Source organism: Bradyrhizobium sp. 215_C5_N1_1 (assembly GCF_052075935.1).
GTDB classification, from domain to species: domain Bacteria; phylum Pseudomonadota; class Alphaproteobacteria; order Rhizobiales; family Xanthobacteraceae; genus Bradyrhizobium; species Bradyrhizobium barranii.
Genome location: NZ_CP197228.1, coordinates 6459708 through 6479956, shown reverse-complemented (window position 1 = coordinate 6479956; position 20249 = coordinate 6459708). Strand labels below are relative to the sequence as shown.

Sequence of the window (20249 nt, the reverse complement as noted above, 5' to 3'; positions counted from 1 at the left end):
AAATTGTTGGGCGCGCGCGTCCCACACTCTCGGTGTCATCGCCCGACTTGATCGGGCGATCCAGTATTCCAGAGACGTCAGAGAGATACGGATAAGCTGCGGCGTACTGGATTCCCCGCCTTCGCGGGGAATGACAGCGTTGCGCGGGGCGGTCCTGCCCGACTCTCGACCGCACGAAGCCTAATGCTCGTGCCCATGCTCCGGCAGCGCCACCCCGAACACCTTCACCAGATCCTTCACCTGCTCCGGCGACAGATACCGCGGGTTCATCCCGCGCAGCAGCAGGTACAGCTTCGCCGTCTCCTCCAGCTCCTCCGTCGCGAACACCGCGGCCTCCAGCGTGTCGCCGGCGACCACCGGGCCGTGATTGGCGAGCAGCACGGATGAATATTTGCCCGCCAGTCCCTTGATCGCATCCGCAACCGCGGGATCGCCGGGGCGGTAATAGGGCACAAGCGCGGTGGCGCCGCATTTCATCAGATAATAAGCCGTCATCGGCGGCAGCGCGGCGCGCGGGTCGATCTCGGGCAGCATCGAGAGCGCGACCGAATGGGTGGAGTGCAGATGCACGATCGCCCGCGCGCTTTCGCGCGTGTCGTAGAGCGCGGTGTGCAGCGGAACTTCCTTGGTCGGCGCATCGCCCGAGAGGAGGCGCCCCCGTGCGTCCAGCCGTGACAGTCGCGCCGGGTCGAGGAAGCCGAGCGAGGCGTTGGTGGGGGTGACGAGCCAACCCCCGTCGTGCATCTTGACGCTGATATTGCCGGAAGAGCCCGGCGTCAGCCCGCGCTCGAACAAGGACCGTCCGAAGCGGCAGATATCCTCACGCAGCCGGGTCTCGTTGCTCATAGCCGTCATGCCCGCTTGTCTCACGCTTTGGCAGCGCGGCCAAGCCGTGTTATTCGGATCAGTGAGCCGCCGCAAAGGGCGGCCGTCCAGGAAACGTTCGCAAGGGTCAGTTGCATGTCCGCCTCCACGTCACAAAATCAGCGTATCGCCGTCATCGGGCTCGGCTCGATGGGGTTCGGCATGGCAACCTCGCTGAAGCGCGCCGGTCATGCCGTGACCGGCTGCGACGTCTCGGCTGACGCGGTGGCGCGTTTCGTGAAGGACGGTGGCGCGGGCGCCAGCACGCCGGCGGAAGCGGCCAAGGGCGCCGACATCGTCGTCAGTGTCGTCGTCAATGCCGCGCAGACCGAGACCATCCTGTTCGGCAAGGATGGCGCCGCCGAGACCCTGCCGAAGGACAGCGTCTTCCTGTCCTCCGCCACCATGGACCCGGATGTGGCCCGTCGCCTCGCGAAGCAGTTGGAGGCGACCGGCCGTCACTATCTGGATGCGCCGATCTCCGGCGGCGCGCAGCGCGCGGCCCAAGGCGAGCTGACGATCCTTGCCTCCGGCAGTCCCGCTGCCTTTGCGAAGGCACGGCCGGCGCTCGATGCCATGGCGGCAAAACTGTACGAGCTCGGCGATGCCGCAGGGCAGGGCGCCGCCTTCAAAATGATCAACCAGTTGCTCGCCGGCGTGCATATCGCCGCCGCCAGCGAAGCGATGGCGTTCGCCGCCAAGCAGGGTCTCGACATCCGCAAGGTCTATGAGGTGATCACGGCCTCCGCGGGCAATTCTTGGATGTTCGAGAATCGCATGCCGCACGTGCTCGACGGCGATTACACGCCGCGCAGCGCGGTCGAGATCTTCGTCAAGGACCTCGGCATCATCCAGGACATGGCGCGCAGCGCCCGCTTCCCGGTGCCGGTCTCGGCCGCCGCGCTCCAGATGTTCCTGATGACATCAGCTGCCGGCATGGGCCGCGATGACGACGCCTCGGTGGCGCGCATGTATGCGCAGGTCACCGGCGTAAAACTTCCCGGCGACAAGTAGAGCCAAGAGGATTCCGATGCCCCGTTTCGCCGCCAACCTCTCGATGATGTTCACCGAGGTGCCGTTCCTCGACCGTTTCGACGCCGCTGCGCAAGCGGGCTTCACCGCGGTCGAATTCCTCTTTCCCTACGAGCATCCGGCCGAGGTGGTCGGCGAGCGGCTCAAGCGCAACGGTTTGACGCAGGCGCTGTTCAACCTGCCGCCGGGCGACTGGAACGCCGGCGAGAAGGGCTTTGCGGCGCTGCCGGCGCGATTCTCCGATCTCAAGGCGAGCCTGGAGACCGCGTTGCCTTACGCCAAGGCGACCGGTGTCAAGCGGCTGCACTTGATGGCCGGCATTGCCAACCGCGGCGAGCGCGTCGCGATCGAGGCGTTCTACAAGTCGGTGGCGTGGGCTGCGGAGTTCTTTGCTCCGCACGGCATCGACATCGTGCTCGAGCCGATCAATGCGCGCAATGTGCCCGGCTACTTCCTCAACGATTTCGGCTTCGCGCGCGACCTGATCCAGGAGCTGAGACTGGCGAACCTGAAGCTCCAGTTCGACATCTATCACTGCCAGATCATCCACGGCGACGTCACGATGCGCCTGCGCGAGATGATGCCGATCATCGGGCATATCCAGATCGCCAGTGTCCCCTCGCGCAACGAGCCCGACGGCGAGGAGCTGAATTATCCGTTCCTGTTCACCGAGCTCGACCGGCTCGGCTATACCGGCTTCGTCGGCTGCGAATACAATCCGCGCGGCAAGACCACCGATGGCCTCGCCTGGTTCAAGCCTTATGCGGGAGTGAAGCCGTGACGCTCGCACTGGGTTGCGTCGCCGACGACTATACCGGCGCCTCCGATCTCGCCAACACGTTGACGCGCGCGGGCCTGCGTACCGTGCAGACCATCGGCGTGCCCGCGGACGATCTCACGCTGCCCGAGGTCGACGCCGTCGTGGTGTCGCTGAAGAGCCGCTCGATCGAGGCAGGCCTTGCCGTGTCGCGTTCGCGTGCGGCGGAGAAATGGCTGCGTGACCGCGGGGCGCGCCATGTGCTGTTCAAGATCTGCTCGACCTTCGATTCCACCGATGCGGGCAATATCGGCCCGGTGATGGACGCGCTGCGCGCCGATAGCGGCGAGGCCGTCGTGCTGGTGACGCCGGCCTTCCCGGAGACCGGTCGCACGGTCTATCAGGGCAATCTGTTCGTCGGCGCCGTGCCGCTGAACGAGAGTCCGCTCAAGGACCATCCGCTCAACCCGATGCGCGATTCCAACCTGGTGCGCGTGCTGGCACGCCAGAGCAAGACGCAGGTGGGTCTCGTCGACCTCGCGACCGTCACCCGCGGCGCGGAGGCCGTGCGGGCTCGGCTTGCCGAATTGTCAGGCAAGGGCACCGGTGCCGCGATCATCGATGCCGTGTTCGACCGCGACCTCGAGACCATCGGCCTCGTCGCTGCCCAGCATCAGCTGTCGGTCGGCGCCTCCGGCATCGGCCTCGGACTGGCGCGGGCTCTGGTCTCGACGGGCAAGGTCAAGTCGGCCGCTGGCAGCGGCGGGGCGGACGCCGCCGTCGGCGGACCGGCGGCCTGCCTCGCCGGAAGCTGCTCGCAGGCGACGCTTCAGCAGATCGCCAATGCCGAACGCGTCATGGCGGTGCTCCATCTCGATCAGGACCGTATTCTTACGGGAGCGGACGAAGTGCAGCGCGCGATCGCCTGGGCCAAGCCGCGTTTAGCCGACGGTCCGGTCCTGATCGCGTCGAGCGCGACACCGGATCAGGTCGCCGCCTTGCAGGCGCGCCACGGCCGCGATGCAGCCGGTCACGCCATCGAGCAGGCGATGGCCGACATTGCGGAAAACCTAGTCAAATCAGGCGTCCGGCGGCTGGTCGTGGCTGGCGGCGAGACCTCCGGCGCCGTCGTCGATCGCCTCGGGATTCCCGGCTTTCTGGTCGGCGCTGAGATCGCTGCGGGCGTCCCGGTGCTGCGCGCCGTCGGCGCTGAAGCAGGCGATATGTTGCTCGCGCTGAAGTCCGGAAATTTCGGCGGGCCGGAATTCTTCGCGGACGCGCTTGGGCTCATGCGCTGAGCGCAGGGCGTTCTTAGCTGCCTGTTCATTTCTTTCAGGCTCCGTACTCGAACGGAGTCGTAGTTAACATCTGCTCAGTCGCTCTGTTGTCTGATGTCGGCGTCGCTCCTTTTGGTTGATTGTTAAGACCTCCCGGACGCGCGCCCGCGCCAGCACAACGAGACCCGATTATGTTCGCCACCATTTCCATTCGCGCCAAGATCATCAGTGTCGTGGCGTTCCTGCTGGTCGCGATGACCGGCATGGGCCTGCTCGCCGTCACGAAGATGCGGTCGATGAACGCCAACACCACCGACATCACCACGAGCTGGCTGCCCAGCGTCCGGGTGCTCGGCGAACTCCGCGCTAGCGTCATCACCTACCGCAACGTCGTTCGCCAGCACATGCTGTCCGAGACCCTCGAGGAGAAGCTCGCCAACGAAAAGACGGCCGGCACCGTCATCGAGGCGCTCGCCAAGTCCCGCAAGGCCTACGAGCCGATGATCACCTCACCCGAGGAGCGCCGGCTGTACAACGAATGGGCCAAGCTCTGGGACGATTACAAGAAGGGCACCGAAGACGTCATGGCGCTGTCGCGCAAGGAGGCCGGCAAGGTCCCGCATGACGCCCAGGAGCTGAACACCAAGACGGTCAACAAGATCGGCCTTGCGTCGGATGAGGTCCTGATGAAGGACATCGATCTCAACACCAAGGGCGGCGACCAGGCTGCCCAGGATGCCGCCGACAGCTATTTCTATGCCTTCATGCTGGTCTCGATCATCCTCGGCGCCGCCGTGATCATCGGCATCGGCGTCAGCTTCTACCTGGTCCAGGACGTCTCCGCCGGCATCAACTCGATCATCCAACCGATGCAGGCGCTCGGCAAGGGCGACCTCTCCGCCGAAGTCCCGCATCGCGGCGAGAAGACCGAGATCGGCGCCATGGCCGACGTGCTCCAGATCTTCAAGGAAGCCTTGATCGCCAAGAAAGCCGCCGACGAGGCCGCCGCCGCCGATGCCGAAGCCAAGATCGAGCGCGGCCGCCGCGTCGACGGCATCACCCGCGATTTCGAAACGATGATCGGCGAGATCGTCCAGACCGTGTCGTCGGCCTCGACCCAGCTCGAGGCCTCCGCCTCGACGCTGACTTCGACTGCCGACCGCTCCCAGCGGATGGCGACTACGGTCGCCGCGGCCTCGGAGGAAGCCTCGACCAACGTGCAGTCGGTGGCCTCGGCCACCGAGGAGATGGCCTCGTCGGTCGGCGAGATCAGCCGTCAGGTGCAGGAATCAGCGCGGATGGCGGGCGACGCCGTCGGCCAGGCCCGTGCCACCACCGAGCGCGTCAGCGAGCTGTCCAAGGCGGCTTCTCGCATCGGCGACGTCGTCGAGCTGATCAACACCATCGCGGGCCAGACCAACCTCTTGGCGCTGAACGCCACCATCGAGGCGGCGCGTGCCGGTGAAGCCGGCCGCGGCTTCGCGGTGGTCGCCTCCGAGGTGAAGGCGCTCGCCGAGCAGACCGCCAAGGCGACCGGCGAGATCGGCCAGCAGATCTCCGGCATCCAGGCGGCGACCAACGACTCGGTCGGCGCCATCAAGGAGATCTCCTCGACCATCGAGCGTCTCTCCGAAATCTCCTCGGCGATTGCGGCTGCGGTGGAAGAGCAGGGCGCAGCGACCCAGGAGATCGCCCGCAACGTGCAGCAGGCGGCGCAGGGCACCCAGCAGGTCTCCTCCAACATCACCGACGTGCAGCGCGGCGCGACCGAGACCGGCACGGCCTCCTCGCAGGTGCTGTCGGCAGCGCAGATGCTGTCCAACGACTCGAGCCGCCTCAAGACCGAGGTCAGCAAGTTCCTGACCAACGTCCGCGCGGCCTAAGCCGGGACACGCTCGCAGTTCTGAAGGCGGCGCCTGCGGGCGCCGCTTTTTTACGTGGGGGTGAGCCGCTTTCGTAATCTTCCGGCCGCAGGCTGCATATCTGGAATGCGATTTCGCAGTGCGATAGCAGGGAAGTGACCGGACGGGGCGGCGCTGTCGTTGGCCATTTCCACGGTGTTCGGGTAAATCAGCCCTAGGAACCCGTGGGGCGTGTTCCCTGTCCCCGATTTGGAATTGCCTGACCAATGATTGCTCTGGTCCGTATTGCCCTGAGCCGACCCTACACGTTTGTCGTGCTCGCGCTTCTGCTCCTGATCATCGGGCCGCTCGCGGCCCTGCGGACGCCGACCGACATCTTCCCGGACATCCGCATCCCCGTGATCGGCGTGGTCTGGCAGTACACCGGCCTGCCGCCGGACCAGATGTCCGGCCGCATCACCACGCCGTTCCAGCGCGCGCTGACGACGACCGTCAACGACATCGAGCATATTACAGCTAACTCCTATAACGGCTTTGGCATCATCAAGATCTTCTTCCAGCCGAACGTCGACATCCGCACCGCCAACGCGCAGGTCACCGCGATCTCGCAGACGCTGCTGAAGCAGATGCCGCCGGGCGCAACGCCGCCCCTGATCCTGAACTACTCCGCCTCGACCGTGCCGATCATCCAGGTGGCGCTGTCGGGCGATGGCCTGACCGAGCAGAACCTCGCCGATATCGGCATCAATAATCTGCGCACCCCGCTGGTCACGGTGCCCGGCGCGGCGATCCCGTATCCGTTCGGTGGCAAGCAGCGCCAAATCCAGATCGACCTCGATCCTACCGCGCTCCAGGCCCGTGGCCTGTCGGGCCAGGACGTCGCCAACGCGCTCGCAGCCCAAAACCTGATCACGCCGGTCGGCACCCAGAAGATCGGCCAGTTCGAATACAACATCCAGCTCAACAACTCGCCGCTGAAGATCGACGAGCTCGGCAATCTGCCGATCAGGACCGTCAACGGCGCGATGGTCTATGTGCGCGACGTCGCGACCGTGCGTGACGGCAATCCGCCGCAGACCAACATCGTCCACGTCGACGGCAACCGCTCGGTGCTGATGATGGTGCTGAAGGCGGGCGCGACCTCGACGCTCGATATCATCGCCGGCATCAAGCAGAAGGTTATCGACGTCAAGGACCAGCTGCCGGACGCGCTGAAGATCGGCTTCATCGGCGACCAGTCGGTGTTCGTCCGCGGTGCGATTCAAGGCGTCGCGATCGAAGGCGTGATCGCGGCGCTGCTGACCAGCGTCATGATCCTGCTGTTCCTCGGCAGCTGGCGCTCCACGGTCATCATCGCGGTCTCGATCCCGCTCTCGGTGCTCGGCGCCATCATCATGCTGTCGGCGATCGGCGAGACGCTCAACATCATGACGCTCGGCGGCCTTGCGCTCGCGGTCGGCATCCTCGTCGACGATGCCACCGTGACCATCGAGAACATCAACTACCATCTGGAGCAGGGCAAGCCGGTCGAGCAGTCGATCCTCGACGGCGCCAATCAGATCGTGACGCCGGCCTTCGTCTCGCTGCTATGTATCTGCATCGTGTTCGTGCCGATGTTCTTCCTCTCCGGCGTCGCCCGCTTCCTGTTCGTGCCCATGGCCGAAGCCGTGATGTTCGCGATGATCTGGTCGTTCATCCTGTCGCGCACGCTGGTGCCGACCATGGCGAACTATTTGCTGCAGGCGCACGTCCATCACGAGGGCGCGCCGCCGAAGTCGCGCAATCCGCTGGTGTGGTTCCAGCGCGGTTTCGAGAAGCGGTTCGAGCGCATCCGCGGCGGCTACCATAATCTGCTGGGACTGGCGCTGGTGCACCGCGCGGTGTTCGTGATCGGCTTCCTCTGCGTGGTCGGCGCGTCCTTCGCGCTGGTGCCGTTCCTCGGGCGCAACTTCTTCCCGGCGGTCGATGCCGGCAATATCCTGATGCATGTCCGCACCCAGGTCGGCACCCGCGTGGAGGAGACGGCCAACCAGCTCGCCGACGTCCAGAAGGCGATCCGCAAGCTGATCCCCGGCGAAATCGAGACGCTGACCGACAACATCGGCATGCCGATCTCCGGCATCAACATGACCTACAACAACACGGGCGTGATCGGCCCGCAGGACGGCGACATCCAGATCAAGCTGAAAGAGGGCCACAAGCCGACGGAAGAGCACGTGCGCGTGCTGCGCGAGCAGCTGCCGCGCCTGTTCCCCGGCGTCAGCTTCGCATTCCTGCCGGCCGACATCGTCAGCCAGATCCTGAACTTCGGCGCGCCGGCGCCGATCGACCTGCAAATCCGTGGTGCCAATATCGGCGCCAACTTTGCCTACGCCAACAATTTGCTGGCGAGGGTTCGCAAGATCCCGGGCGTTGCCGATGCGCGCATCCAGCAGTCGCCGAACAACCCAACCTTCAACATCGATGTCGACCGCACCCGCGCGCAATATGTCGGCCTGACCGAGCGCGACGTCACCAACAGCCTCGTGGTCAATCTCGCCGGCTCCTCGCAGGTGGCGCCGACCTACTACCTCAATCCGGACAACGGCGTGTCCTACTCGATCGTGATGCAGACGCCGCAATACCAGATCGACTCGCTCAGCGCGCTCCAGACGCTGCCGATCACGGCCACCGGCAATTCCCAATCGCCGATCCTCGGCGGCATCGCCGACATCAAGCGCTCGACCTCGAGCGCGGTGGTGTCGCAATACGACATCCAGTCGCTGGTGCAGATCTTTGCCACGACCTCGGGCCGCGATCTCGGCGCGGTCGCCGCCGACATCCGCCAGGTGATCGCCGACACCGCCAAGGACGTGCCGAAGGGCTCCTCCGTGGTGCTGCTCGGCCAGGTGCAGACCATGAACAGCGCCTTCACCGGATTGCTGTTCGGCCTGCTCGGTGCCGTCGTGCTGATCTACTTCCTGATCGTCGTGAACTTCCAGTCCTGGTCCGATCCGTTCGTGATCATCACGGCGCTGCCGGCCGCGCTCGCCGGTATCGTCTGGATGCTGTTCATGACCGAGACGACGCTGTCGGTGCCGGCGCTCACCGGCGCGATCATGTGCATGGGCGTTGCCACCGCCAACAGCGTGCTGGTGATCTCCTTCGCCCGCGAGCGCTACGAGGAGCTCGGTGACCCCATCGCCGCTGCACTCGAGGCCGGGTTCGTCCGGTTCCGCCCGGTGCTGATGACCGCGCTCGCCATGATCATCGGCATGGCGCCGATGGCCCTGGGGCTCGGGGAGGGCGGCGAGCAGAATGCGCCGCTTGGCCGCGCCGTGATCGGCGGCCTGATCTTTGCAACTTTCGCCACGCTGATGTTTGTTCCCGTGGTGTTCAGTATGGTACACAAGAAACAAGGCGCCAAAGCCGCCGCCCCATTGGAGACTCCGCATGTCGCCCACTGAACCCCGCTCCCCGGTGTCGCACCGGAAACTGGGCATCTTCGGCGTGGTGGCGCTGATTGCGGCAGGCCTCGTCGTGGGTACCGGCATTCGTGCCCGCGAGGAGCAGGGCTCCAAGCTGAAGGAATGGACCGACGATCAGGCCGTTCCCAGCGTTGCGGTGACCCTGCCGAACGCAAAATCCCTCAACGGCACCATCGACCTGCCGGGTCGGCTCGAAGCTTATTACCGCGCGCCTATCTTCGCACGCGTCTCCGGCTATCTGAAGAGCTGGAGCGTCGACATGGGCGCGCGCGTCAAGGCGGGGCAGGTGATCGCCGAGATCGAGGCGCCCGACCTCGACCAGCAACTGCTTCAGGCCCGCGCCGACCTCGCCAGCCAGCAGGCCAGTGCCAGGCTCTCGGAAGCAACGCTCAACCGGCGCAAGACGCTGGTCGCCTCCAACTTCGTCTCCGCGCAGGAGATCGACGAGCGCACCGCCGATCTCTCCAATAAGAACGCGGCCGTCCACTCAGGCCAGGCAAATGTCGAACGGCTTGAAGCGCTGGCCGGCTACAAGAAGATCACGGTGCCGTTCGATGGCGTGGTCACGGCGCGCGATACCGACGTCGGCGCGTTGATCAATGCCGGCGGCGGCTCCGGCCCGGCGATGTTCGTGGTCTCCGACATCACCAAGCTGCGCGTTTACGTCAACGTTCCCCAGAACTACGTGCCTGCGATCAAGATCGGCGCCAAGGCCACCATGGTCATGCCGGAATACCCGAACCGGACATTCCAGGCGACGGTCGAGGCGTCTTCGCAGGCCGTCGACGTCGCCTCAGGAACCACCCGCATGCAGCTTCGGCTCGACAATTCCAACGGCGAGTTGATGCCCGGCGGCTATGCCAGCGTGAAGCTCAACCTTCAGCGCGACACCGCGCCGCTGAGCATTCCCGCCAGTGCCCTGATCTTCAACGGCAGCGGTCTGCGTGTTGCGACCGTCGGTCCCGACGACAAGGTGCAGTTCAAGACCGTGACCATCGCACGCGATCTCGGCAAGGAGATTGAACTCGCCTCGGGCATCGCACCCGACGACCGCGTCATCACTGCCCCGCCGGATGGCCTTTCCGACGGCGACCAGGTTCGCGTCGCCGGCGGTGCCAAGGGCAAGCCGGCGACGGCGTCGGAGAAGCAGGCGCCGAAGGGCTAGGTTGATCTCGTAGGGTGGGCAAAGCGAAGCGTGCCCACCGTCTTCACGTGATTGGAAGAAGAATGGTGGGCACGGCGCAAGAGCGCCTTTGCCCACTCTACGAAAGCTACGTCACCCGCCACTCCGGCACGTCATCCGCGGCCATCGCGATCTCGCCGAGCGAACCCACCGGCGTGCGATCCATGTTCAGCAAGTGCGCCAGAGTCGCCGTATCGCTGGCCGCGATGCGCCCCAGCGTACGTCGATCATCTTCCGTCCGCAGCATCACCACGCCGTGTTCGACCTCGCCGCCGCGGCCATAGAGCACCGTGAAACTCTCGACCTTGCCCCTGCCTGAGACCTCCGTGACGAACTCGGGCACCGCGCGCTTGTTGCGGTCGGCCTCTGCCTGCACGCTCGTCTCCTGCGCCAGCGCCTCACGCGGCGTCTTCGACACCACCAATGCGTGGTGCTTGGTGACGAAGCCGCCCTGGCCGTAGAGCAGCCCGAGCTTGGCACCATCGCGCACACGCCGCAGCATCGCGCAGGCCGCGTGCGTCATGTAGGTGTTGAGTGGCGCGCCGAAGAAGGTGAGGCCACCGGTCACGGTCGGCTGCACGTCGGCCCCGAGGCCCAGCGTCCGCCGCGCCATCTTGGGCACGCAGGGGAAGCAGCTATAGAGCTCGATCGCGTCGAATTTCTTGCCGTCGCCGCCGGCGAGATCCATCGCCGCCTTCAGCACCGCATTCTGCGGATGGCTTTCATGGAACTGATCGCGCAGGAGGTAATCGCGCGGCTCTTCGGCCGAGGCGCCGCCAAGCGGGTAGACCAGCTTGTCCTCGGCGATGCCGGCCGCGCGCGCCTTGGCGAGGTTGGTGAGCAGCAGCGCGCCGCCCATGTTGACGCTGGGGTTGGCGACCATGAGCTTGTTGTAGGGCCAGGCGATCAGCCGGTTGTCCGCCGTCGGCGTCGTGATCTCGTCCGGCGCATAGCGCCGCTTCAGCCAGGCGTTGGGATTTTCGGCGGCGGCCTCGGAGTAGCGCGACCACAGCGTGCCGGACTCTGCCATGGCTTCACGCGGCGTCTGGCCCCAATGGGCGGAGGAGGCGGACTCATAGAATGGATAAACCGTGACGGGACGGAACACGCCGAGCTTCACCGCCAGCGGCTTCTGGAATGCCGCCCCACGCTTGGGCTCCTCGACGTCGTGGGCGAACGGCGTCCAGGGTAGCTTGACCCCGGCGCGCTCCGCCTTGGTCGCGGTCGACTGCGCCTCCGCGCCGCAGACAGCCGCCACCGTGCATTCGCCGCGCGCAATGCGTTTTGCCGCCTCGTGGATGTAGCGGATCGGGCTCTCGCCGCCGACGGGGCCGTAATAGCAATGCGCCGGCGCAATGCCGAGCCGCTGCGCCAAAAGCTTTTCCGGATCGCGATAGCGCCAGCTCAGGAAGTTGACGACGTCGAGCGACTGCACCTCGCCAAGCAGTTTTGCGCCGGCGTCCTGTTCGGCCCGCCGTAGCGCCTGTTCGAGCAGATCGAGCGGCTCGAGGCCGTCGGTGATCTCCTTGGGTCGGTCGACGATCTCGCCGATGCCGACGATGACGGGGATGAGGTCTTCCGGGATAGAGGTCTTGGTCATTTCTTCTTGGTTCACTTTCTGGGTCTTCGGCACGCCGTCGCCCTTCGAGGGCCGCTGAAGAAGCGGCCACCTCAGGGTGACGGCTACGGATGAAGCGTCATCCTGAGGTGCGAGCCGAGCGACGCTTGCGGCGCTTGGCGAGCCTCGAAGGATGAGCCACGGACTCTATTCCGGCCACAGGCAATTACTCCGCCACCAGCGCATTCATGTGCTCGACGGCCTCGGCAAACTCTTCCTTGAACTCCTGCACCACCGCGCCCGCCGACTTCACGCTGTCGATCAGGCCGACGCCCTGGCCGACGAAATAGCTGACGAGGTCGCGCGCTTTTGCGTTGCCGCTCGCCGCCGCGCGATCGATCGCGTTGAAGGCGTCGCGGCTGATGACGCTTTGCAGCGGCATCGGCAGCGCGCCCGGGCTTTCCGGCGCGCGGTCCCAGGCATCGGTCCAGACCGAGCGGAGCTGGCGTGCTGGCTTGCCGGTGCGCCCCTTCGAACGGATCGCGTCGCGCGAGGACGCCGTGATCATCTTCTCGCGGAAGATCGCCGTGGTCTCGGCCTCGACGGTGGCGAGCCACACCGAGCCGGTCCAGGCGCCGGCCGCGCCCATCGCCATGCAGGCGGCCATCTGCCGTCCCGTCATGATGCCGCCGGCCGCGAGCACCGGCACGTCGCGGATATTCTTGATCGCCTTGATCACCTCCGGCACCAGCACCAGGGTGGAGACCTCGCCGCAATGGCCGCCGGCCTCGGTGCCCTGCACCACGAGAATGTCGACGCCGGCGGCGACCTGGCGCAACGCATGCTCCTTGGCGCCGACGAGGGCGGCAACCGGCACGCCGTGCTTCCTGCCCATCTCGATCATCGCCTTCGGCGGCACGCCCAGCGCGTTGGCGATCAATCGGATCGGATGGTTGAAGGAGACCTCGAGCAGCTGAAGTGCGGTCTTCGCGTCGAACGGTTGCGGCTGGTTGTCGGCCACATCACTTGTCGTCAACTCGATGTCGTATTTCTTCAGGAGGTCGCGCGTGTAGGCGCGGTGCTCCTGCGGCACGCGCGCCTCCAGGCTCTTCCAGGTGACGTCCTTCTCGCCTGCGGTCGAGATATTCTCGGGGATCAGCACGTCGATGCCGTAGGGCTTGCCGTCGACATGCTCGTCAATCCATTTCAGCTCGCGCTCGAGCGTGTCGGGCGTGTGCACGGTGGCACCCAACACGCCGAAGCCGCCGGCACGGCTGACGGCGGCAACGACGTCGCGGCAATGGCTGAAGGCGAGCAGTGGGAACTCGATGCCCAGCATGTCGCAGATCGGCGATTTCATGGCTCTCTCCCGGCAGCCGTCGCGTTGCTGTTGTTGCTTTGCTTGAGCGAAGGCGCTTCGACGCTAGCCCATCGTCGCTAGCGATGCCAATCCGGATTTGGCCGCGCATCTTGCGTGCAGACGCCACGCGGCGGATGAGCCATTCCGCTGCACAAAATAAACAGACCGGAGCCCGCCGATTTGCCTCTTGCGCTTTTGTGGGTCTGTGAGAATGCTGGCGCAAACAAAGAGAAAACAGCGAGGGAGCGCCAACCGATGTCGCAAGCGCAAGCGAGTCCGGCCCGAACCGTGAAGGCCTACGACGTGGTCGTCGTCGGCGCGGGCTTTGCCGGCATGTACATGCTGCACCGCCTGCGCGGTCTTGGCTTCTCGGCGCGCGTCTATGAGCAGGGCGGTGGCGTCGGCGGCACCTGGTACTGGAATCGCTATCCCGGCGCGCGCTGCGATGTCGAGAGCATGCAGTATTCCTACTCGTTCTCGGAAGAGCTTCAGCAGGAATGGGACTGGAGCGAGCGCTACGCGCCGCAGCCGGAGATCCTGAACTACGCCAACCACGTTGCCGACCGTTTTGATCTTCGCCGCGACATCCAGTTCGACACCCGCGTCGAGCGCGCGGCGTTCGACGCGCGGGCGAAGTGCTGGTCGGTGACGACGTCCGACGGCAAGACGGTTGAGGCGCAGTTCATCGTGCTCGCGACCGGCTGCCTCTCGAACGCGCGCAAGCCCGACATCAAGGGCCTCGAGAGCTTCAAGGGACCGGTCTACCACACTGGCAGTTGGCCGCATGAAGACGTCGACTTCACGGGCTTGCGCGTCGGCTTGATCGGGACGGGATCGTCTGGCATCCAATCGACGCCCGTCATCGCCGAACAAGCAAGACATCTCACCGTGTTTCAGCGCACGGCGAATTTTTCGATTCCCGCGCGCAACGCCGCGCTGACCGACGAAGAGCGCAACAACGTCCGCAAAACCTATCCGGAGATCCGCCGCTTCGCCCGCGAAATCGCACGCAACGGCATTTTCGCCGAGCAACCCGATCGCGGCGCACTCGACGACAGCGATGAGACCAGGAATGGCAAATATTCGGCGCGCTGGGAGCGCGGCGGGCTCACCTTCATGTATGTCTACAACAATCTCGGCCTCGAGCGATCGGCGAACGATACCGCGGCGAACTTCGTGCGCGGCAAGATCGCCGAGATCGTGAAGGACCCCGAAACCGCGAAGCTGTTGCAGCCGAACAGCCATCCGATCGGCACCAAGCGCATCTGCATCGATACGGATTATTTCGCGACCTTCAACCGGCCGAACGTCTCGCTGGTCGACATCAAGACCAATCCAATCGAGGAGGTCACCGCGAATGCCGTGCGTGTCGCAGGCAAGGACCACGAGGTCGATGCGCTGGTGATGGCGACGGGGTTCGATGCCATGACTGGCTCGGTCGCGAAGATCGACATCAGTGGCCCGGGCGGACGGACGCTGAACGAGAAGTGGGCGGAAGGCCCGAAGACCTATCTCGGGCTGATGAGCGCGGGCTTTCCGAACCTCTTCATCATCACCGGCCCCGGCAGCCCGTCGGTGCTCTCGAACATGATCGTCTCGATCGAGCAGCATGTCGACTGGATCGCCGATTGCCTCGTTCACATGCGCAGGCAGGGTGTTGCCACCATGGAGGCAAGCGGGGAGGCCGAGGACAAGTGGGTCGCCCATGTCAACGAGGTCGCCCACGGCACGCTCTATCCGCAGGCCAATTCCTGGTACATGGGCGCCAACATTCCAGGCAAGCCGCGCATCTTCATGCCCTATATCGGCGGCGTCGGCGTCTACCGCCGGATCTGCGACGAGGTCGCGGCGAAGGGATATGAGGGGTTTTTGCTGGAGAGGGCCGAGCAGGGGCTGACTGCGGCCGCGTCCTGAGCCTCGCTCCGATCGTCATTCCGGGGCGCCGTAGAGCGGCGGGCCCGGAACGACGGCGGGGAAGTGGCCTGCCATGACGAAACGTAGAGTTGCCCCGCCCGGCAATGCATTTCTGCGCCCTTGCCATCGGCCATTCGCGGGCTAATTAATGCAGGCGCATCTTTTCGCCGGAGCCCCCGCATGACCGACGCCCCCGCCTACGTACCGCCCAAAGTCTGGATCTGGAACAAGGAGAACGGCGGGCAGTTCGCCAGCATCAACCGCCCCATTGCCGGCGCGACCCACGACAAGGAGCTGCCGGTCGGCAAGCATCCCTTCCAGCTCTATTCGCTGGCGACGCCGAACGGCGTGAAGGTCACGGTGATGCTGGAGGAACTGCTGGCGCTCGGCCACAAGGGCGCCGAATACGACGCCTGGCTGATCAGGATCGGCAATGGCGACCAGTTCGGCAGCGGCTTTGTCGACATCAACCCGAACTCGAAAATTCCCGCGCTAGTGGACCGCTCCGGTCCCGAGCCGATCCGGGTGTTCGAATCCGGCTCGATCCTGGTCTACCTCGCCGAGAAGTTCGGCGCCTTCCTGCCGAAGGATATCAAGAGTCGCACCGAAGCGATGTCCTGGCTGTTCTGGCAGATGGGCAGCGCGCCATATCTCGGCGGCGGTTTTGGTCACTTCTACGCCTACGCGCCGACCAAGATCGAATACGCCATCGACCGTTTTGCGATGGAGGTCAAGCGCCAGCTCGACGTGCTCGACCGGCGCCTCGCCGACAACGAGTACCTCGCGGGCAATGAGTACACCATCGCCGACATCGCGGTGTGGCCCTGGTATGGCGCGCTCGCCAAGGGGCTGGTCTATGGCGCCGGCGAATTCCTGTCGGTGCAGGACTACAAGCACGTGCAGCGCTGGACCGATCAGATCGCCAAGCGCCCGGCCGTCAAGCGCGGCCGCATGGTCAACCGCGTCTCCGGCGATCCCGCCAGCCAGCTCCACGAGCGGCACGACGCCGGCGATTTCGACACCAAGACGCAGGACAAGATCGGCGAGCCGGCGGCGACGTAAACGGTGCTCGCTTCACCTCGCCCCGCTTGCGGGGAGAGGTCGAATTCGATCGAAGATCGAATTCGGGTGAGGGGGACTCTCCGCGAGTCCAACTCACACTGTTTTCTCGGAAGCAGCCCCTCACCCCAGCCCTCTCCCCGTAAGAACGGGGCGAGGGAGCGCGAGGCGCGGCCTACTTCCTCTTCGCCCCCTCCGCGGCCGGAAACACCACGCGATCATCCGTGCGGCAGTAGCGGTCGGCGAACATGCGGCCGATCGGGTGATAGCGGTCCATGTGCACCCGCATCGCCTTGTCGTCCCAGAGCTCGTCGCGGATATGGAAGTGGATGCCTTCGCCCATGATCAGCCGGCGATCGTCGTTGACGTCGATCATCTTCCAGAGCTTGCACTCCATCGCCCAGGGCGTGTCGGCGAGCCGCGGCACGGCGATCTTCGCCGACGGTGCGAGCTTCAGCCCGAGATAGTCAGGCTCGCCCACTTCAGGGGGAAAATCTCCGCTGCTCTCGTGCATGGCCTTCGCCAGCGGCTCGTCGGCGAGGTTGACCACGAACTCGCCGGTGCGCTGGATGTTGAGAAACGTGTCCTTGTCCTGGCCGTTGGGCTTCCGGTTCGCCGCGAACATGCACAGCGGCGGATCTTCGCAGAAGGCGTTGAAGAAGCTGAACGGCGCGGCGTTGACGACGCCGGTCGGCCCGACCGAGGTCACCCACGCGATCGGCCGTGGCAGGATGAAGGACGTCAGCACCTTGTAGCGCTCGCGTGGCGTCAGGTCGCTGGCGGCGTATTCCATGGTGGCTCCGTAGGAGTGAAACTCTCGTAGGGTGGGCAAAGCGAAGCGTGCCCACCACTTCTTGCGAAGCCGCGATGGTGGGCACGGCGCGCGAAGAGCGCGCCTTTGCCCACCCTACGGCTCTTCCCGAGCGGGGAGAGGCCAGAGACTTTTACGCCATGCTCAACTCGTGGCGTCCCACCACCATCCAGTGCACCTCGTCCGGACCGTCGGCGAAGCGCAGATGGCGGACGTCCTGGTACATCTCCGCGAGCGGGGTCCAGTGCGAGATGCCGGTGGCGCCGTGCATCTGGATCGACTGGTCGATGATCTTGCAGGCGCGCTCCGGCACCATGGCCTTGACCATGGACACCCAGACGCGGGCCTCCTTGTTGCCGAGCACGTCCATCGCCTTGGCGGCCTTCAGCACCATCAGCCGCATCGCCTCGATCTCGCAGCGCGCCTGCGCGATGATCTGCATGTTGCCGCCGAGATGGGCGATCTTCTTGCCGAAGGCCTCGCGGGTGAGGCCACGCTGAACCATCAGATCCAGCGCCTTCTCGGCCTTGCCGATGGTGCGCATGCAGTGATGGATGCGGCCCGGGCCGAGGCGGAGCTGCGAGATCTCGAAGCCGCGGCCTTCGCCGAGCAGCATGTTCTCCTTGGGCACGCGGACGTTGTTGAAGCGCATGTGCATGTGGCCGCGCGGGGCGTGGTCCTGGCCGAACACGTACATGGGCCCGAGCACCTCGACGCCGGGCGTGTCGCGCGGCACCAGGATCTGCGACTGCTGCTTGCTCGGCGCCGCATCCGGATTGGTCTTCACCATCACGATGAGGATCTTGCAGCGGGGATCGCCGACGCCGGAGATGTAATATTTCTCGCCGTTGATGACCCATTCGTCGCCGACGAGCTTTGCGGTCGTCGAAATGTTCTTGGCGTCGGAGGAGGCGACGTTCGGCTCGGTCATGACATAGGCCGAACGGATCTCGCCGTTCATCAGCGGCTTCAGCCACTTCTCCTTCTGCTCCTTGGTGCCGACGCGCTCCAGCACTTCCATGTTGCCGGTGTCCGGCGCCGAGCAGTTCATCGTCTCGGAGGCCAGCGGGCTCTTGCCGAGCTCGGAGGCGATATAGGCGTAGTCGAGATTCTTCAGGCCCTGACCGGTCTCGTCGTCGGGCAGGAAGAAATTCCAGAGGCCTTCCTTCTTGGCCTTGTTCTTGGCGACCTCGAGCACCTCGAGCTGTTTCGGCGTAAAGCTCCAGCGATCCTGCTTGCCTTCGCCGGCCTTGGCGAATTCGATCGACATAGGCTCGACGGTGTCGCGGATGAATTTCCTGACGTGATCGTAGAGCGGCCGGACCTGGTCCGACATGCGAAGATCGTTGAGCTCGTCGCCGGGATTGAGGGTGTAGTTGGTGGTGCGGGGTATGTAGGCGTGCTTTGTCATTGTTCCTCCCGGGGTCACTGAGATCGCGTTGGGCCGCAGAATAGTCGCAGCGCGGCCAAAGCGCGAGCGCGCATTTTTTCAGGCGACCCATGCCATGCGATGGAATATCGCGAGAGTGTTTGAAATGTTGTTTGAACGGCGTGAGGAGGCAGGTGCGGGCCGCACTCACTGTTGTCATCGCCCGGCTTGACCGGGCGATCCAGTACTCCGTGACGTCAGCGATTTACGGAGAAGCCGCGGCGTACTGGATTCCCCGCTCCAGTGCGCAATTGCGCACAAGGCGGGGAATGACACCGTCCTGGAGCAATCAGTTCGGCAGCCGATGCATCGCGCAGATCTTGTTGCCGTCGAGGTCGCGCAAATAAGCGATGTAGAGCTTGTTCCCTGCGCCCTCGCGGATGCCGGGTGGATTCTCGATCGGCGTTCCGCCGGCGGCGACGCCGGTGGCGTGCCACTTGTCGACCTGCTCAGGCGAGTTGGCGGCAAAGCCGATGGTGCTGCCATTCGCACACGTGGCGGCCTCGCCGTTGATCGGCTTCGTCACCGAGAACACGCCGGTCTTGGTGATGTAGAAGATGCGATGGCCGTCGACCCTGGCCGGGCGCACCTCGAGCGTGCCGAGCAGCTGGTCGTAGAACGCCTTGGCCTTGTCCAGGTCGTTGGTGCCGATCATGATGTGTGAGAACATTTGCCCATTCCCCTCAGAGTTTGTAGCCCGGATGGAGCGCAGCGAAATCCGGGTCTTGCTTGTTTTTGAAAATCCCGGATTACGCTTCGCTCCATCCGGGCTACGAGATTCAAAACGCCGTATAGCCGCCGTCGATCACGAACGTATCCGCGGTGTGATACGACGACGCCTTGCTCATCAGATACACCGCGATGCCGCCGAAATCGCTGGCCTCGCCGAAGCGCCGCATCGGAATGCGCGGCATCACATTGGCGACGAACTTCTCGTTGGCCATGATGCCCGCGGTCATGTCGCTCTTGATCCAGCCGGGCAGGATCGCGTTCGCGGTGACGCCGTGACGCGCCAGCTCGACGCCGAGCGCGCGCACCAGCGCGTTGATCGCGGCCTTGGTCGCGGCATAGTGCTCATTGCGCGCAGTGCCGAAGATCGAGGCGAGGCTCGATGTCGCGACCAGCCGGCCGAAGGGATCGCCGGCATTGGCGCGCTCGGTCATGTGTTTTGCGGCGGCCTGGAAAGCGTGGAACACGCCGTCCAGATTGGTCGCAAACATCGTGCGCCACTCTTCCTCGGTGCGCTCGATGAAGGAGCGCCGGCCGCCGCCGCCGATACCGGCATTGGCAAAGCAGCCGTCGACCCGGCCGAAAATGTCGAGCGTCGCCTTCATCGCGGCATTGACCGAAGCCGGATCGGTGACGTCGCAGACGCGGGTGTCGACCTTGCCGGAGAGGCCCGTCATGCTCGCGGCAGCAGCCTTGTTCTTGTCAGGATTGCGGCCCCAGATCAAGACGTTGCAGCCCTGGCCGGCGAGCGCCTGCGCGATGCCGAGCCCGATACCGCCATTTCCGCCGGTGATCACGGCGACGCGGCCGCTGAGGTCGAAAAGGTTCATGGCGCGTTTCCTGTTTTTGGCACGGGCGCGCGCCAGCCTGTGCGCGCAAGATTGTGCGATACGACGACAAGGTATGTTCGGACCACCATGGACAAGGCCGCGACAAAAATCAAATAT

15 protein-coding genes are annotated in these 20249 nt (G+C 65.0%); 8 read left to right on the top strand and 7 right to left on the bottom strand.

Annotated elements, in window-relative coordinates; all coding sequences use genetic code 11:
• Positions 1-180: 180 nt before the first annotated feature.
• Positions 181-855: a 3-oxo-tetronate 4-phosphate decarboxylase gene (gene otnC, locus AB7G19_RS31120; protein WP_028146885.1), complete on the bottom strand. Its 675-nt coding sequence runs from the start codon at positions 853-855 to the stop codon at positions 181-183.
• 105 nt (positions 856-960) lie between these two features.
• Between otnC and ltnD the strand changes: the two genes are divergently transcribed.
• From ltnD to AB7G19_RS31090, 6 genes are all read left to right on the top strand, one after another.
• Entirely contained in the window at positions 961-1878 is a 918-nt protein-coding gene (ltnD, locus tag AB7G19_RS31115) for an L-threonate dehydrogenase (RefSeq protein WP_014496893.1), read from the top strand.
• A gap of 16 nt (positions 1879-1894) precedes the next feature.
• A complete protein-coding gene (otnI, locus tag AB7G19_RS31110) occupies positions 1895-2677 on the top strand; it encodes a 2-oxo-tetronate isomerase (RefSeq protein WP_085403939.1) in 783 nt (260 codons plus the stop codon).
• On the top strand, positions 2674-3951 hold the full coding sequence (gene otnK / locus AB7G19_RS31105; RefSeq protein WP_135215959.1) for a 3-oxo-tetronate kinase: 1278 nt from the start codon (positions 2674-2676) through the stop codon (positions 3949-3951). Before otnI ends, otnK begins: the two co-directional genes overlap by 4 nt.
• 170 nt (positions 3952-4121) lie before the next feature.
• Positions 4122-5813, top strand: a complete 1692-nt coding sequence (locus tag AB7G19_RS31100; RefSeq protein ID WP_063984694.1) for a methyl-accepting chemotaxis protein — start codon at positions 4122-4124, stop codon at positions 5811-5813.
• A gap of 245 nt (positions 5814-6058) precedes the next feature.
• Positions 6059-9238, top strand: a complete 3180-nt coding sequence (locus AB7G19_RS31095) for an efflux RND transporter permease subunit (protein ID WP_085403937.1) — start codon at positions 6059-6061, stop codon at positions 9236-9238.
• Positions 9225-10424 carry an efflux RND transporter periplasmic adaptor subunit gene (locus tag AB7G19_RS31090; RefSeq protein WP_085403936.1) on the top strand — a complete coding sequence of 400 codons (1200 nt, stop codon included), beginning with the start codon at positions 9225-9227 and terminating at the stop codon, positions 10422-10424. Before AB7G19_RS31095 ends, AB7G19_RS31090 begins: the two co-directional genes overlap by 14 nt.
• A gap of 106 nt (positions 10425-10530) precedes the next feature.
• On the opposite strand, the gene AB7G19_RS31085 is transcribed toward AB7G19_RS31090, so the two are convergent.
• The gene (locus AB7G19_RS31085; protein WP_085403972.1) at positions 10531-12042 is read right to left on the bottom strand and encodes an acetyl-CoA acetyltransferase; all 1512 of its coding nucleotides are present in this window, start codon (positions 12040-12042) and stop codon (positions 10531-10533) included.
• Positions 12043-12226: 184 nt separating this feature from the next.
• Positions 12227-13360, bottom strand: a complete 1134-nt coding sequence (locus AB7G19_RS31080; RefSeq protein WP_085403935.1) for a nitronate monooxygenase — start codon at positions 13358-13360, stop codon at positions 12227-12229.
• A 255-nt stretch (positions 13361-13615) separates the two neighbouring features.
• Here AB7G19_RS31080 and AB7G19_RS31075 point away from each other — a divergent pair, with 255 nt between their 5' ends.
• Both AB7G19_RS31075 and yghU read left to right on the top strand, forming a co-directional pair.
• Positions 13616-15274 (top strand): flavin-containing monooxygenase, encoded by a 1659-nt coding sequence (locus tag AB7G19_RS31075; RefSeq protein WP_135215958.1) that lies wholly within the window; start codon positions 13616-13618, stop codon positions 15272-15274.
• 180 nt (positions 15275-15454) lie between these two features.
• Positions 15455-16336, top strand: coding sequence for a glutathione-dependent disulfide-bond oxidoreductase (gene yghU, locus AB7G19_RS31070; RefSeq protein ID WP_085403934.1), 882 nt, complete (start codon positions 15455-15457; stop codon positions 16334-16336).
• Positions 16337-16508: 172 nt separating this feature from the next.
• Here yghU and AB7G19_RS31065 read toward each other — a convergent pair whose 3' ends face one another.
• The 4 genes from AB7G19_RS31065 to AB7G19_RS31050 all read right to left on the bottom strand — a co-directional run bounded on the left by AB7G19_RS31065 (position 16509) and on the right by AB7G19_RS31050 (position 20132).
• Complete coding sequence (locus AB7G19_RS31065; protein WP_085403933.1) at positions 16509-17126, bottom strand: flavin reductase family protein; 618 nt, start codon at positions 17124-17126, stop codon at positions 16509-16511.
• 151 nt (positions 17127-17277) lie between these two features.
• Positions 17278-18555 (bottom strand): acyl-CoA dehydrogenase family protein, encoded by a 1278-nt coding sequence (locus AB7G19_RS31060; protein WP_014496881.1) that lies wholly within the window; start codon positions 18553-18555, stop codon positions 17278-17280.
• A gap of 307 nt (positions 18556-18862) precedes the next feature.
• Positions 18863-19243: a VOC family protein gene (locus AB7G19_RS31055; RefSeq protein ID WP_028146897.1), complete on the bottom strand. Its 381-nt coding sequence runs from the start codon at positions 19241-19243 to the stop codon at positions 18863-18865.
• 109 nt (positions 19244-19352) lie between these two features.
• A complete protein-coding gene (locus tag AB7G19_RS31050) occupies positions 19353-20132 on the bottom strand; it encodes an SDR family NAD(P)-dependent oxidoreductase (RefSeq protein WP_085403932.1) in 780 nt (259 codons plus the stop codon).
• Between the last annotated feature and the right edge of the window lie 117 nt (positions 20133-20249).

Coding starts and splice junctions, on each gene's coding strand:
- AB7G19_RS31050 (WP_085403932.1), bottom strand. CDS start 20,132: ATGAACCTTTTCGACCTCAGCGGCCGCGTCGCCGTGATCACCGGCGGA.
- AB7G19_RS31065 (WP_085403933.1), bottom strand. CDS start 17,126: ATGGAATACGCCGCCAGCGACCTGACGCCACGCGAGCGCTACAAGGTG.
- AB7G19_RS31085 (WP_085403972.1), bottom strand. CDS start 12,042: ATGACCAAGACCTCTATCCCGGAAGACCTCATCCCCGTCATCGTCGGC.
- otnI (WP_085403939.1), top strand. CDS start 1,895: ATGCCCCGTTTCGCCGCCAACCTCTCGATGATGTTCACCGAGGTGCCG.
- yghU (WP_085403934.1), top strand. CDS start 15,455: ATGACCGACGCCCCCGCCTACGTACCGCCCAAAGTCTGGATCTGGAAC.
- AB7G19_RS31060 (WP_014496881.1), bottom strand. CDS start 18,555: ATGACAAAGCACGCCTACATACCCCGCACCACCAACTACACCCTCAAT.
- ltnD (WP_014496893.1), top strand. CDS start 961: ATGTCCGCCTCCACGTCACAAAATCAGCGTATCGCCGTCATCGGGCTC.
- AB7G19_RS31075 (WP_135215958.1), top strand. CDS start 13,616: ATGTCGCAAGCGCAAGCGAGTCCGGCCCGAACCGTGAAGGCCTACGAC.
- AB7G19_RS31055 (WP_028146897.1), bottom strand. CDS start 19,243: ATGTTCTCACACATCATGATCGGCACCAACGACCTGGACAAGGCCAAG.
- AB7G19_RS31095 (WP_085403937.1), top strand. CDS start 6,059: ATGATTGCTCTGGTCCGTATTGCCCTGAGCCGACCCTACACGTTTGTC.
- otnC (WP_028146885.1), bottom strand. CDS start 855: ATGACGGCTATGAGCAACGAGACCCGGCTGCGTGAGGATATCTGCCGC.
- AB7G19_RS31090 (WP_085403936.1), top strand. CDS start 9,225: ATGTCGCCCACTGAACCCCGCTCCCCGGTGTCGCACCGGAAACTGGGC.
- AB7G19_RS31100 (WP_063984694.1), top strand. CDS start 4,122: ATGTTCGCCACCATTTCCATTCGCGCCAAGATCATCAGTGTCGTGGCG.
- AB7G19_RS31080 (WP_085403935.1), bottom strand. CDS start 13,360: ATGAAATCGCCGATCTGCGACATGCTGGGCATCGAGTTCCCACTGCTC.